The organism is Micromonospora noduli (assembly GCF_003264475.1).
Lineage (GTDB): Bacteria > Actinomycetota > Actinomycetes > Mycobacteriales > Micromonosporaceae > Micromonospora > Micromonospora noduli.
Window position 1 is genome coordinate 169637 of sequence record NZ_PYAC01000001.1, and the last position, 14124, is coordinate 183760.

The window sequence follows — 14124 nt, forward strand, 5'->3', positions numbered from 1 at the left end:
GTCCCTCGCCGCCGCCCGCGCCAAGCAGACCGCCGCGGGTCAGCCGGCGAGCAGGTCGGCGTGTGCGGCGCGCAGCCGGGCCAGTGTCGCGTCGCTGCCCGGGACGACCCGGCTGTCCAGCTCGGCCCACGCCTCGGCCAGCGCCGCGCGGACCGCGCCAAGCTCGGCGGCGTGTCGTTGTGTGCTGCGTCGGTGCTGCTCCTCGAGGCGGCGGGCCCAGCCGGCGGTGACCGTTGCGAGCCGGTCGGCGTCGGCGCGGGCCTGGGCGCCGCTGCGGGCGGCTGCGGCGGGGACGATCGCGGCGACCGGGCGGGGATCGCCGTCGCGGGTGACGACGGTGACCGCGTCGGTCAGCTCGGCCAGCGCGACGAGCTGACTGAACCGGGTGCGCGCCTCACGCAGCGGCACGGAACGCGGCGGGTCGGAATGAGGGGTGAGCGCGGGGACGGCCATGGATGCATGGTGCCGCTCGGGTATGACAACTATTCGCTGTCGTCAGTGGACGGTGCGTGGCGGGCGGACCACTCGTCGGCCAGCACCGACCAGACCTCAAGGTCGATCCGACCGTGCGGACCCGGGCTGACCTGGCGCAGCGTGCCGTCGAGGCGCAGGCCGAGCCGGTCGGCGAGGGCCTTGCTGCGGGTGTTGTCGGCGTTGGTACGCCACTCCACCCGCTGGATGCCGCGCTCGCGCACCGCCCAGTCGACGATCCGGCGCACCGCCGGGGCGACCATGCCCCTGCCCTGCGCTGCCGGCTCCACCCAGCAACCGACCTCGCAGACGCCCCGGGTCACGTCGAACGACACGAACATGACCCCACCCACGAGTGTGCCCCGCCACCACAGCCCCCAGATGCCACCGCTGTCGCTGGCCCAGAAGTCGGCGTACCGCTGCAACACCGCACGGGCCGACGGCAGATCGGTGGCGACGAAGGACGGCGACACCCAGGGCTGGATGTGCTCACGGGCCCGATCGAGGTGGGCGAGGAACTCCTCGGCCCGCCACGGGTTCAACGGGCGCAGCTCGACGTCCTCGGTCAGCGGCAGGGCGAACACCGGGCCTCCCCGAAGGTGCGTTGGCAACGACGGGTAGCAGACTCGCACAGGGCCGCAGGTCGGTCACGGCCCGGGGCCGCTCACTCCGGCAGATGGGTACGCAGCGCGGCGAACTGGGCCACGGTCAGGTAGGAGGGGTTGGCGGCCTGCGGCTGACGGAACACCTCCAGGGCGGCGAGCCGGTCATCGGCGCGCAGCAGCAGCCGGGATACCCGGTCCCGTTCGGCGAGGATGGGCAGATCCAGCGGCACCGACCACGGCTGCCCCGGTGCGCCTGGCTCGGCCGCCCCGGTGACCCGCCCGACGCCCCATACTCCGTACGGCAGTCGGCCCCGGCTGCCGCTGGCCCAGAAGACCACCGGCTGCCCGGCGCGCATCAACCGCGCCCGGTAGCCGGGACGCACGCACCAGCTCGTCACCAGTGGCTCGCGGGCGAACCGGGCGGCGAGGTCGACCAGGTCAGCGTTGCCCTTGATCAGCCAGGCGCCCAGGTCGTCGAGGCGTACCCGTGGCTCGGTCATCGTGTACATCTTGCCCGGCCGACGGCAGCGCCAATCAGATGATCATGTGGGTCCAGTAGCTGAGCCAGAGCACGAACAGCACGCCCTGCACCACGGCGAGCGTCGCGGTCAGCCACACGTCGACGCTGGCGTGGCGGGCCCAGCGAGCCAGCACCAGCGCCACCGGAAAGGCGGCGAGCAGATAGCGCAGCAGGCTCTTGTACACCGGCGGACCCATCGACAGCGGCACCAGCACCATGAGGATGCCGTACACCAGGTAGGCCAGCTCCCGGCGGCGGAACCCGGCGACCAGCACGGCCAGGACGGCCACGGCGAACCACGCCCGAGCGGCGTCGCGCGGCTCCCCGGTCAACCCGTTGAGCAGCACCGGAACGGGGTTCTGCACCTTGATGCCCCATCCGGTCTCCTGGGCGTGCTGGTAGGCGAACCAGTCCCCACCCCGCCACCGGCAGTACGCCATGAAGGTGAACCATCCGGCGGGTAGCAGCACCAACGGCCAGCCGATCCGGAGGTAGCCGAGCAGGGCGCGCGGCCCGAGCCGCCAGTCGTGCTGCCGGAGCAGCACCAGGGCCAGCGGCAGCGCCACGAGCAGGCCGACGGAGCGGCTCATCGCCAGGAAGTAGCCGATCACGCCGACCAGCAGCCACCGGCGTCGCTCGGCGTAGTAGAAGGCGGCCAACGCGAGGCAGACGAAGAGCGACTCGGTCAGTGCGGCCTGGAACAGGAACGCGGTCGGCAGCAGCACCAGGTACCGGGTGAACCGGCGGGCCGTGTCCGCGTCGCCGAGCAGCAGCTCCGCCAGCCGGTAGCCGTACCAGAGCGCCAGCAGGAACGCGACGTTGCTGATCACCAGCAGGGCCAGGGCGTTGTCGCCGCCGAGCACCGCGCCGAGGGGCCGGGCCAGGAACGGGTACAACAGCGGGAATCCGAAGTCTCGCCACGGCCCGGTCAGCGGCAGCTCGCTCAGCCGCAGGTAGAGCAGCGAGTCCCAGGCGAACCAGAAGGAGATCCACCGGTGCCCGGAGATCTCCCGCTGTTGCGCCCACATCAACGTCTCGTCGGCCGGCGGCGCACCGGGGATGTCGTCCCAGGCGTGCAGGGCCAGGAGCCCGAGCACTGTGAGCAGCAGCTTCGCGCCGAGGAACAGGCCGATGACGTACGGCCAGGGCGCCGGCACCCGGCGGGCCAGGCGTGCTCCGCCGCGGCCGGCCGCGACCGCCCGGGCGGCCAGCGTCGCCGCGTGGCTGCGCCACCGGTCCATCCGCCCCGCCTCCCCAATCCCCCGGTCCGCCGGCCGCGCGGGGAAGTCGCTCTTCTCGTGGTACGCCGCAGCGCACCCCGCCGAAGCGAGGACCAGCTATCACCAAGTGTGACATTCTGCCCATAGCGGGTAGACGCCGCGCCTCAATCATGGCGGTGAGCAGGGAGCGCGTCAGCATGAGCGAGCAGAACGGCACGGTGGTCATCGGTGCGGGGCCGGCCGGGCTCACCGCGGCGTACGAGTTGCTCCGGCACGGCCGGTCGGTTCAGGTGTTCGAGGCCGACGAGGTGGTCGGCGGAATCAGTCGGACCGTGGAGCGCGACGGGTGGCGGTTCGACATCGGCGGGCACCGGTTCTTCACCAAGGTGCCCCGGGTGGAGGCGTTCTGGCACGAGATCCTGCCGGACGAGGACTTCCTGACCCGGCCCCGGATGAGCCGCATCTTCTACCAGGGCGCCCTGTTCAACTACCCACTCAGCGCCATGAACGCGCTGCGCAACCTGGGTCTGCCCGAGGCCGTCCGCTGCCTCGGCTCGTACGCCCGCGCCCGGCTGCGGCCGCCAAAGGACCAGTCACACTTCGAGGGCTGGGTGTCGGCCCGGTTCGGCTGGCGGCTGTACTCGATCTTCTTCAAGACGTACACCGAGAAGGTCTGGGGCATGCCGGCGGACCGGCTGCAGGCCGACTGGGCGGCGCAGCGGATCAAGAACCTGTCGCTGGCCACGGCGATCCGCAACGCGCTGCTGCCCCGACGTCGACGCACCGACGTGACCAGCCTGATCGAGGAGTTCCAGTACCCGAAGTACGGGCCCGGGATGATGTGGGAGCGCTGCGCCGAGCAGGTTCGCGAGCGGGGCGGGCAACTGTCCACCGGCAGTTGGGTCACCGCCGTGCACCGCGACCCGGCCCGCCAGCGGGCGATCAGCGTGACGGTCAACGGCGCGGGCGGGCAGCGTACCGAAGCTGCCGATCACGTGATCTCGTCCATGCCGATCTCGGAGCTGGTGACCGCGCTCCATCCGCCGGCGCCGCCGGAGGTGCTGGCCTGCGCGGCCGACCTGCGCTACCGCGACTTCTTGACTGTCGCCCTGGTCGTGCCGGCGGAGTTCTCGTTCCCGGACAACTGGATCTACGTGCACGACCCGGGGGTACGGGTGGGCCGGATCCAGAACTTCGGCTCCTGGTCGCCGTACCTCGTCAAGGACGGCCGCACCTGCCTGGGCCTGGAGTACTTCGTGTTCGAGGACGACGAGATGTGGCGTACCCCGGATGCCGACCTCGTGGCCCTCGCCACCGCGGAGCTGGAGCGGTTGGAGTTGGTGCGACAGGGCGTGGTGGAGGCCGGCTACGTCGTGCGCATGCCCAAGGCCTACCCGGTGTACGACGAGCGCTACCAGCACAACGTGGACGTGATCCGGGCCTGGCTGGCCGAGGCGGTGCCGAACGTGCACCCGGTGGGCCGCAACGGCATGCACCGCTACAACAACCAGGACCACTCGATGCTGACCGCGATGCTCACCGCCGAGAACATCGCCACAGGGAGTACGCACGACGTCTGGTCGGTCAACGTCGAGCAGGACTACCACGAGGAATCCTCCGGCGGCGACAGTCGGCGGGGCACCGGCCGGGACGCTCCGGTGGTGCCCAGCCGGATCATCGCGGCCCCGATCACCGTGCCGGAGGGGTCGGACGACCGAGCCCCTGTCGCAGCTCCCCCGTCTCACGCGTGAAGCGGAGCACGCTCTCGCGGCAGGAGCAGGTGCTCAACGCGGCAGGTGCGTGCAGTGGGCCACTGTGGCGTCGTCCGGGCTGTGCGCATCCGCGCCACCGGTGGTCTGCGCCTCGGCCTGCCGGACGCAGGCGATGACGCCGGCCGGCCCGCCGGCCCGAAGCAGGTCCAGCACGCCCGGCCAGTCGGTCCGACCGTACGGGTTGACGATGCGGCTGGCACCGTTGCTGAGCAACGCCACACCGTTCAGGTCGGCGAGGGACCGGCTGCCGGTCACCGCCTCCCGCGCCGCGCGCGGGTCGTCCTTCGCGATCCAGTAGCCGCCCGGTTGGTTGCGGCGGGCACGCAGCGCGGTGACGCAGGAGGCTCGCACCCGGTCGTACTCCGGTGTTCCCCGGGCGATGCCGGCCAGCGGCGCCGAGCATTCCCGCCGGGCAGTCACCTCGCGGTCATCGGTGATCACCACCGGGCCGGCGTCGACCTGGTCGATGATGAGGAAGGAGTCCGCGAGCAGGAGCCAGTCCAGGCGGTCCTGTTGGGCGCGGACCATCGCGACGGTGGCCTGTGGGCTGCTGGGGTCCGCGATGTCGCAGGTGTCGCCGTGCTCGGCGGCGATCTCGCCGATGGCGGTGGCGAGAATCGCGGCGAGCTCTCGCCCGTCGCCGCGCGACAGGTGGCCGAGCATCGCGCCGCCGAGGCGGTGCGTGTACCAGGCGACGCCGTGAAGGCAGAGCGATTCGGCGCCCGGAATGCCGGCACCGTCGAGCAGGACGACAGCGCCGGGAACCGCACCGACGAAGTCCTCGTTCGACCGATCGGCCCTGCCGGCGCTCGTCGCCAGGCTGACGTCCACTCGTGGGCTCCTGTCTGGACTCGCGTCGCCGTTGTGGGTACGGCAAGTCGAGCGGGTCAGGTTGGTGGAGAGCGGTATACCTCAGAGGTATATCTATGACTCAGAGGTATACCGCTCAGCGAGACACATCCGGCCGGCGAGTCGCTGGCCAGCGGATCACGGTCGGCGTCGGCGGGTGATGCCGTCCAGGATGGTGGTCAGGTTGTGGTTGAAGGTCTCCTCGGCGTTGAGGTGGGCGCCGTCGATGACGAGCCGGGCCACTGTGGGGTACCTGCCGGTTTTCAGCATGCGCGTGAGGTAGGGACCGAGGCTGGCCTGGAAGGCGGCTTCGTCGGTGCCGGTGGAGCGTACGGTGCGCCGTTCGGTGACCTCTCTGCGGACCGATCCGATGACGAAGGCGTTGAGGGCGCCCACGGCCCGCTGGAGTTCGTCGATGTCACGCACGCCGGGGGCCGCACTGAGCGCCGCCGCGGTCGCCTCGCCCACGGCGAGCGCGTGTGGTCCCAGGTGTGGCCGTCCGCCGAGCACGTCGGAGAACCACTCGTGGTCAAGGGCGGCATCGCGGGTCGCGTGGGCGATGGCCAGCACCGTGTCGCGCCACCCGGAGCGCTGGCCCACCTCGGCGATCCGGGCATAGACGACGTCGACCATGAGATCGAGTAGCTCCGACTTGTTGATCACGTAGTCGTAGAGCCGCATCGGACCGACACCGAGCTCTTTGGCGATCTTGCGCAGTGACAGCCCGTCGAGGCCGTGCGCGTCGGCAAGCCGGATCGCCGTGGCCGCGATCTTCTCGCGGCTCAACGGCACCGGCACCGCCCGCGGCTGAGGTTCGGGCCGCTCCCAGACGGGCAGCGGCTCGCTACCGTACGGTGTATCCACCAATACAGTGTACGGTAGCGCCGTGAGAACGCGAATTGCGATCGCCGGTGGTGGACTCGGCGGGTTGACGCTGGCTCGGATCCTGCACCAACACGGCATCGACGCGGTGGTGTACGACCGGGAGGCAAGCCGGTCCGCCCGGCCCCAGGGCGGGGCCCTCGATCTACACCCGGAGTCCGGGCAACTGGCCCTGGCCGAGGCGGGTCTCGCCGGCCGATTCCAGTCTGAGGCGCGGCCCGAGGGCGAGGAACATCGCATCCTCGACCCGACCGGACGCACTCTGGTGCACCACGAGCCGCAACCCGGCTCATTCTCCGGACGACCCGAGATCGACCGGAGCGCACTGCGTGACCTCCTGCTCGACTCCCTCCCCGGCGACACGGTTGCCTGGCGGCGCCGGGTCGTCGCGGCGACCCACCGACCCGGCGGGGGCTGGGAACTGACGTTCCACGACGGCGACCGAACCAGCTGCGACATCCTCATCGGCGCGGACGGCGCGCGCTCAGTCGTCCGGTCACTGCTGACCGACGTCGAACTGTCCTACGTGGCAACGCTCGTGGAGCTGAGCGTCGAGGACGTCGACCAGCGTCATCCCGATCTCGCCGAGCTGGTCGGCCCCGGGAACCTGTGGTGCGTCGGGGTGAACCAGATCCTGGCAGCGCAACGTCTCGGCGACGGCAGCCTCCGGGTCGGGATCTCGCTGCGCGCGGAGGACCGACCCCTGGACAGGTACCGCACCAAGGAGGCACTGCTGGACTTGTTCGCTGGCTGGAACCCCCGCCTCACCGCACTCATCGAGGCCGCCGAGAGCGCGCCGACGCCACGCCTGATCGAGGCGATGCCCATCGGTACGCGCTGGACCAGCCGGCCGGGCGTCACCCTCATCGGCGATGCCGCGCACCTCATGCCACCGGTCGGCGAGGGCGCGAACCAGGCCATGCTCGACGCCGCGGAACTCGCCGGCCAGCTCGCCGCCAACCCCGCCGACCCGAACTCGGCGATTCGGACGTACGAAGAGTCGATGTTCAGCAGGATCCACCCGGTCGCCGAAATGTCCGCACGAGTCCAGGCGATGATGCTGTCCCCCACCGCGGCGGAAGACATCGTTCGCTTCTTCACCCGACCCGCGGAGCCCGCACGCAAAGAGTGACATCTGGCGCTGACCACGCGCGTGGCGATAATCGTTCTATGACGACGGATGTGCACCCTGAGTCCGGTCTCCGTAAGGCCACCTTGACGGATCAGGACCTGGTGGAGACATCGTGGGACTACTGCCGAATTCACGCGCTCGCCGTCACCGACGACGAGGGTCCGCCTGAGAACCCGACCCTGGACTATCGGGAGGACGACGACCTCGACCCCACCGCACCGTCGGCCTTGGAGCTGCATCTCGACGTCGACTACATCGTGCGCCGGATCGATCCGGGGCCGATGCGGCAAGTTCACTTCTGGGTCGCGCCGGCCACGTTGACCTTCCACAACGTTTGGGACATCGTCGGCAGCTTGCACTCCATCTGTCTGCCGTTCGAGTTGAAGGACCTGCGCCCGGAGGCTCCCTCACAGTCAGGGGAGCCCTGCTGGCACCTGGAGGGGCGCGACCTGGACCTGAGGTTCCAGGCGTCGGGGTACACGCTTCACCTGCGCCAACCCCCGCGTTACGGCAATCGGGTGCTCCGGATGGCCGAACGGGGCGGCATCAGCTTCGACCCGAAGCCGTTTGTCTGACCGGCAAGGGCCCGGCCCGACGCCCCAGCGGTGGCGGCGAAACCCGCTGTCCGGATGCCGGGGCGCGGTGCTAGACAGTGAGCGTGACGAGAGTCCCGGATTTCCCCGATCGACCGGCTCCTGGCCTGGGACCCAGATGCGTAGGGCTACAGGAAAGTCGTCTGATGGTCGTCGCGGCCACCTCCACCCGCACGGCCAGGTCGGCGGCGCGCCGGAAGGCCGCGAGATTGTGGCTGCTCAAAGATCGAGGATGGTGCCGTTCGCAGCGAAGGCGTTCACCGTAATAAGAAGCCGTTCCAGGAACTCGCGAAGGTCCGCGCCGGCGACAGTGACGCCGTCTTCGGTTCCGGCGTAGACACCGCCGACACAGCTGGCGCCGCGCAGCCGGAAGACCCGACCATCGGCCGTCGCTTCGGCGTACAGGTCACCACCGCCGTTGCTGCCGAAAACGACTACGTCGATGCCGTCGGCGCCCGGCTCGCCGATCCGATCCGCCCGATCCTGCACGTCAAGTAGTGCCAGTAGTTCCTTGGATGAATGGATGAAGTATCCGTTGCAGATGTCCGGCAGTGTTACCGGACCGACCTGTTGGTGTAGCGCGACAAGGTCAACCGGCATCCACGGCAGGCGCTGCCGCAGCAGATCAACCTCGGCCCTGGGCGCCGGCGGGCCCACCTGATGATGGTCCGCCTCGAACGGAAAGTCCGACACGACATCACGAAGAGCCCGGTCGACTGCGGCTTGCAACTGCGTGGCCCACGCATCCATCCAGCGCTCCGTCAGCGTCAACGCCCTACCTCACGTCCGTTGTCCCGGCGATACGATTCTGCGGTGTCTGGACGTCAGCCGAAGCGTGGCACGGCTGTCGACACCACCTGTGGACAGGACAGCTGTCGCTGAAAGCATTCCAGGAGGATCCGCTCGCCCCGGAGGCGTTCGGGCCGGCATACTCGGCCGGTGTTCGACTTCGGCATCGACGGATATCAACCGCGTTGGTTGAACGGGGAAGACAGCGTCGCGAGGCATCACGGAGGACGCCTGGCCAGGCTTGTCGGTCGAACGCTGAGAAGTCCGTGGGTCGTGTGGGAAGCCGAACACGACGAGTGGTTTGCCGACTGCCCGGTGGTGCTCGATTTCGCCGGGGAGCGTCTGGAAGTCAATCACCAGAAGTTCGATGACCTGTCGATCACTTGGAACTCGGTGGACGTGACCCGGCCGCCGGTGTGGTCAACATCGGACGACTTCCGGCTGGTCTGGCGCGATGACGCTCCCGCCGTGTTGGCTGCCCTGCGCGGGCAGCGGTTGGAGGCGGTCGAGCTTCTCGAATGGGCCGGCGGAGACCTGGCGGACGGTTCCGTCGCTGTTGGCCTGCGCTTTCCGGACGGCTGGCTGACTCTGTACAACGCCTTGGACGAGAACGGGCTCGCGTTCGGCCAGTTGGAGCCGGAGTATCGCCGACACCGACTGGGTTAGGGCTTGCGGGCCACCGCGCCGTAGATGGAGGCGTCGGCCAGGGGCGGAGGCTGCTCCGGTGGCACCTGCGGCCGCCACTCGGTGACCGGGGCGATGCCCGGTTCGGCCAGCTCCAGACCGGTGAAGAAGCGGGCGAACTCAGCACAGTCGCGGGGTACGGCGTCCTGCTTCATCCGGCCTGCGGCGAACTCGGCTTCCATCCGCCTGACGATCTCGGCGGGGATGTGGTCGGTGGTGAAGTGGGTCAGCGCCAGCCAGCTGCCCGACGGCAGAGCGTCGAGCAGGCGGGCGACCTGCTCGTGTGGGCGGTCGTCGTCGGTGAGGAAGTGCGTCACGGCGATGAGCACCAGGGCCACCGGTCGGGACAGGTCCACTGTGGCGTGCAGCTGCGGGTCGGCGAGGATCTTCTCCGGGTCGCGTAGGTCGGCGTCCAGGTAGGCGGTGGCGCCGGCCGGGTGGCTGGTCAGCAGCGCCCGGGCGTGGACCAGCACCATCGGGTCATTGTCGACGTAGACCACCCGGGAGTCGGGGGCGACGGACTGGGCCACCTCGTGGGTGTTGTCGGCGCTCGGGATGCCGGTGCCGATGTCGAGGAACTGCCGGACGCCGACCTCCTCGGCGAGGAACCGGACCGCCCGGCCGAGGAAGGACCGGTTTTCCCGGGCGAGCGTGCGTACCCCCGGGTAGACGGCCGCGATCTGGTCGCCGGACTCCCGGTCGACGGCGAAGTTGTCCTTGCCGCCGAGCCAGTAGTTGTAGCGGCGAGCCGGATGAACAGTCGTGGTGTCGATCCGGTCGGCACCCCGACCCTCGGGCAATTCCGACGTGGACGGCACCGTCACGAGACCTCCCCAGGTCGACGGGACACACTGCATCCGTAGAGTCACCGCACGTATCCAGAGGCCATCTTAAGCCGTACCCATGGGCCTGTGGGGCCCGCCGACGCGCGGACGCCGCCGGGGCGGGAAACCGCTTACCAGAGGGCTATTGACGGTCGTCACTGGCTGTCAGTACCGTGATGCGGGCAGCGAGAAAGCGCTTTCCGACCCCTCACCGTCCGACAGGGAGCGCCCCCATGCCCCGACACCTCCGTGCGTTCTGCCTGATCCTGCTCTCCATCGCCACAGTGGTGAGCACCACCACCGCCCTGCCCGCCGAGGCCGCCCCGCGCTTCCGGGTGTTGGTCTTCTCCAAGATCACCAACTTCTACCACGACTCGATTCCGGCCGGCATCGCCGCGATCCAGCAGCTCGGCGCCGCCCACAACTTCGAGGTCGTCGCCACCACCGACGCGGCGGCCTTCACCGACGCCAACCTCGCCACCTTCGACGCTCTCGTGTTCAACAACACCAACAGCCTCCCGACCTCGGGTGACCTGCTCAACGCCAGCCAGCGGGCGGCGTTGCAGACGTTCATCCGCAACGGCGGCGGTTGGGCCGGCCTGCACGCCGCCTCGGCCAGCGAACGCGACTGGCCGTGGTACGAGGGCCTGGTCGGCACGATCTTCGACTACCACCCCGACTTCTCGTCCACCGGCGGCACCTTCCCCGGCCGGGTCAAGGTGCTCGACCGGGCGCACCCCTCCACGCGCAACCTGCCGGAGCTGTGGGAGCAGAGCGAGGAGTGGTACAACTGGCGGACCAACCCGACCGGCAACGTACACACCCTCGCCCAGATCAAGGTGCGTGACGGGATCAACGGCCTGGACGAGGGCGTCGACCACGCGTACTCCTGGTGTCAGCGCTACGACGGCGGCCGGTCCTGGTTCACCGCCGGCGGACACGCCAGCTCCCAGTTCAGCACCCCGACCTTCCTGGAGCACCTGCGCTACGGCATCGAGTGGGCGGCCGGTGCGGTCGCCGGTGACTGCTCGGCCACCAAGACCAGCAACTTCGAACGGGTGGGGCTGGTCACCGAGAACCTGGCCGACCCCTTCGAGTTGGCCGTCGGCCCGGACCGGAAGGTCTACTACATCCAGCGCACCGGTGCGCTGAAGGTGGTCAACTCCGACACCCTCCAGGTCACCACGCTGCTGGACTTCGCGTACACCTCGGCCATGACCGACCAGTCCGACGGGCTGCTCGGAATGACCCTGGACCGCAACTTCGCCAGCAACGGCTGGATCTACCTGCTCTGGTCGGACAAGACCCTCAAACAGCTCAACCTGTCCCGGTTCACTGTCGCCAACAACAGCGTCGCGCTCTCCTCGGAGAAACGTCTGCTGACCATCCCCACCTATCGCGGTGAGGGCCGGGCCAACTCGCACATGGGCGGGTCGCTCGCCATGGACGCCACCGGACGGCTCTACGCGGCGATCGGTGACAACACCGACCCGTTCGCCTCCAGCGGCTACACCCCGGTCGACGAACGCGCCGGCCGCGCCGCCTGGGACGCCCAGGGCACCGCCGGCAACACCAACGACCTACGCGGCAAGATCCTGCGGATCACCCCACAATCCGACGGTACGTACACAGTGCCCAGCGGCAACCTCTTCCCGGCCGGCACCGCGAGGACCCGGCCGGAGATCTACGCGATGGGCATGCGCAACCCGTTCCGGATCACCATCGAGCCGCAGACCAACGCGGTGCTGGTGGCCGACTACGGGCCCGACGCCCGCGCGGCCGATCCCAACCGTGGTCCGGAGGGGACTGTCGAGTTCAACCGGATCACCAGCGCCGGCAACTTCGGATGGCCGTACTGCGTGGGCAACAACATCCCGTTCAACGACTACAACTTCGCCACCAACACCTCGGGGGCGAAGTTCAACTGCGCCGCACCGGTGAACAACTCCCCCAACAACACCGGCCTGACCACCCTGCCGGCGGCGAAGTCCGCGCTGGTCTGGTACGCGTACTCCGCCTCCACCCAGTTCCCCGAGCTGGGCACCGGCGGTGGCGGGCCGATGAGCGGCCCGGTCTACGACTACGACCCGGCCAACACCCGCACCACGAAGTTCCCCGAGTACTTCGAGGGCAAGTGGATCACCTATGAGCTGACCCGCAGGTGGTTCAAGACGCTGTCGATCCACAAGACGGCGCAGACCTTCAGCAACGCGCGGTTCGGCCCGACGGCAGTGGGTGACCTCCAGTCGATCAACGGAATCTTCGGCAACATGAGCTGGATCCAGCCCTTCGAGGCGGAGTTCGGCCCGGACGGTTCGCTCTACGTCATCGACTTCGGCGAGGGCACCGGCAGCGGTCGCGGCGGCAGCAACGCCGGCGCGGGCATCTACCGGATCGACTACGTCGCCAACGGGCGGCCACCGACCGCGAAGGTCGCCGCCACCCCGGACAGCGGACGTACGCCGCTCGCGGTGACGTTCTCCTCGGCCGGGTCGTCCGCCGGTGACGGGTCGGCGCTCAGCTACGCCTGGGACTTCACCAACGACGGCAGCACCGACTCCACCGCCGCCAACCCGAGCTTCACCTACCCGACGGCCGGGAAGCACACCGCCCGGCTGACGGTCCGCAACAGCGGCAACGGGTTGACCGCCACCGCGGTCACCGACGTGGTGGTCGGCAACACCCGACCGACGGTGACCATCACCGTGCCCGACGGCGGATTCTTCGACTTCGGCGACAAGATCCCGTACACGGTGACGGTCACCGACCCGGAGGAGAGCACCATCGACTGCGCCAAGGTGACAGTGCAGACCCAGCTCGGGCACGACTCACACGCCCACCCGCTGGACGTCTACACCGGCTGCTCGGGCCTGCTCGCCACCGAGGCGGACGCCGGTGACGGCCACGGGCCGGGGCAGAACCTCTACACCCTGATCACCGCGCAGTACACCGACGGCGGCGCGGCCGGCGGCGTACCGGCGCTGACCGGCTCGACCCGCGTGCAGTTGCAGCCGAAGAGCAAGGAGGCCGAGCACTTCAGCGCCCAGTCCGGCGTCACTGTCAACGACCGGGCCACCGCCCGCGCCGGCAAGCGGCTCGGCGAGGTCGACCACAACGACTGGGTGGCGTTCGGGCCGGCGGACCTGCGCAACGTCGGCTCGGTGACGCTCGGGGTGACCAACGGCGGGCTCGGCGGCACCATCGAACTGCGCACCGGCTCGCCCACCGGCACGTTGATCGGCACGGCCACCATCGGCTCCACCGGCGGGTGGGACAACCTGGTCTCCCCCACCGTCACGCTGACCAACAAGCCCACCGGCACGACCACCCTGTACGCGAAGTTCGTCAACGCCGCCCAGGTCAACGGCACCCCGGACCTGCTCGCCCTGGACTGGCTGCGGTTCAACGGCGCCGGGGTCAAACAGGAGCCGGGCGGGACGCTGTCCCTGGCCGCCAACCCGACCGGCGGCGCCGCACCGCTGACCACCACGCTCACCGCCACGGCAACGGCGCCGTCCGGGCAGAGCATCACCGACTACGCGTGGGACTTCGGCGACAACAGCGCCATCACGCACGGGGCGACACTACGGTCGACGACCCACAGCTACCCCCGCAAGGGGACCTTCACCGCCCGGGTGACGGTCACCTACACCAGCGGGGAGACCCGCTCGCTCAACCAGACCATCACGGTCACCTGACCGTCGTGCGATGGCGGGCGGGGGTCAACCCGCCCGCCGCCGCTCGACACCGCAGGGTTGAGCACTAGACGGTGGTGCGCCCAGA

13 protein-coding genes are annotated in these 14124 nt (G+C 69.7%); 5 read left to right on the forward strand and 8 right to left on the reverse strand.

Going from position 1 to position 14124, the window contains the following annotated elements; translation table 11 throughout:
- Nucleotides 1–39 precede the first annotated feature (39 nt).
- The 4 genes from MED15_RS00775 to MED15_RS00790 all read right to left on the reverse strand — a co-directional run bounded on the left by MED15_RS00775 (nt 40) and on the right by MED15_RS00790 (nt 2837).
- Complete coding sequence (locus MED15_RS00775) at nt 40–453, reverse strand: type II toxin-antitoxin system Phd/YefM family antitoxin (RefSeq protein WP_112734557.1); 414 nt, start codon at nt 451–453, stop codon at nt 40–42.
- 29 nt (nt 454–482) lie between these two features.
- On the reverse strand, nt 483–1055 hold the full coding sequence (locus MED15_RS00780) for a GNAT family N-acetyltransferase (protein ID WP_112590056.1): 573 nt from the start codon (nt 1053–1055) through the stop codon (nt 483–485).
- A gap of 80 nt (nt 1056–1135) precedes the next feature.
- Nucleotides 1136–1576: a hypothetical protein gene (locus tag MED15_RS00785; RefSeq protein ID WP_112602463.1), complete on the reverse strand. Its 441-nt coding sequence runs from the start codon at nt 1574–1576 to the stop codon at nt 1136–1138.
- 34 nt (nt 1577–1610) lie between these two features.
- Nucleotides 1611–2837 carry a hypothetical protein gene (locus MED15_RS00790; RefSeq protein ID WP_112734558.1) on the reverse strand — a complete coding sequence of 409 codons (1227 nt, stop codon included), beginning with the start codon at nt 2835–2837 and terminating at the stop codon, nt 1611–1613.
- 176 nt (nt 2838–3013) lie between these two features.
- Here MED15_RS00790 and MED15_RS00795 point away from each other — a divergent pair, with 176 nt between their 5' ends.
- Entirely contained in the window at nt 3014–4567 is a 1554-nt protein-coding gene (locus tag MED15_RS00795) for an NAD(P)/FAD-dependent oxidoreductase (protein ID WP_112734559.1), read from the forward strand.
- A gap of 33 nt (nt 4568–4600) precedes the next feature.
- Here MED15_RS00795 and MED15_RS00800 read toward each other — a convergent pair whose 3' ends face one another.
- The gene (locus MED15_RS00800; RefSeq protein ID WP_167457541.1) at nt 4601–5419 is read right to left on the reverse strand and encodes a hypothetical protein; all 819 of its coding nucleotides are present in this window, start codon (nt 5417–5419) and stop codon (nt 4601–4603) included.
- A 156-nt stretch (nt 5420–5575) separates the two neighbouring features.
- The gene (locus tag MED15_RS00805; RefSeq protein ID WP_244220320.1) at nt 5576–6301 is read right to left on the reverse strand and encodes a TetR/AcrR family transcriptional regulator; all 726 of its coding nucleotides are present in this window, start codon (nt 6299–6301) and stop codon (nt 5576–5578) included.
- Nucleotides 6302–6323: 22 nt separating this feature from the next.
- On the opposite strand from MED15_RS00805, the gene MED15_RS00810 reads away from it, so the two are divergent.
- Both MED15_RS00810 and MED15_RS00815 read left to right on the forward strand, forming a co-directional pair.
- Nucleotides 6324–7451: an FAD-dependent oxidoreductase gene (locus MED15_RS00810; RefSeq protein WP_112734560.1), complete on the forward strand. Its 1128-nt coding sequence runs from the start codon at nt 6324–6326 to the stop codon at nt 7449–7451.
- 38 nt (nt 7452–7489) lie between these two features.
- A complete protein-coding gene (locus tag MED15_RS00815; protein WP_146766668.1) occupies nt 7490–8026 on the forward strand; it encodes a hypothetical protein in 537 nt (178 codons plus the stop codon).
- A 237-nt stretch (nt 8027–8263) separates the two neighbouring features.
- Here MED15_RS00815 and MED15_RS00820 read toward each other — a convergent pair whose 3' ends face one another.
- A complete protein-coding gene (locus tag MED15_RS00820; RefSeq protein ID WP_112725102.1) occupies nt 8264–8815 on the reverse strand; it encodes an SMI1/KNR4 family protein in 552 nt (183 codons plus the stop codon).
- A 168-nt stretch (nt 8816–8983) separates the two neighbouring features.
- On the opposite strand from MED15_RS00820, the gene MED15_RS00825 reads away from it, so the two are divergent.
- Entirely contained in the window at nt 8984–9499 is a 516-nt protein-coding gene (locus MED15_RS00825; protein WP_112725101.1) for a hypothetical protein, read from the forward strand.
- Here MED15_RS00825 and MED15_RS00830 read toward each other — a convergent pair.
- Nucleotides 9496–10341 (reverse strand): SAM-dependent methyltransferase, encoded by an 846-nt coding sequence (locus MED15_RS00830; protein ID WP_244220321.1) that lies wholly within the window; start codon nt 10339–10341, stop codon nt 9496–9498. The genes MED15_RS00825 and MED15_RS00830 overlap by 4 nt on opposite strands.
- A gap of 233 nt (nt 10342–10574) precedes the next feature.
- Here MED15_RS00830 and MED15_RS00835 point away from each other — a divergent pair, with 233 nt between their 5' ends.
- A complete protein-coding gene (locus tag MED15_RS00835; protein WP_112734564.1) occupies nt 10575–14039 on the forward strand; it encodes a ThuA domain-containing protein in 3465 nt (1154 codons plus the stop codon).
- Nucleotides 14040–14124: the final 85 nt, after the last annotated feature.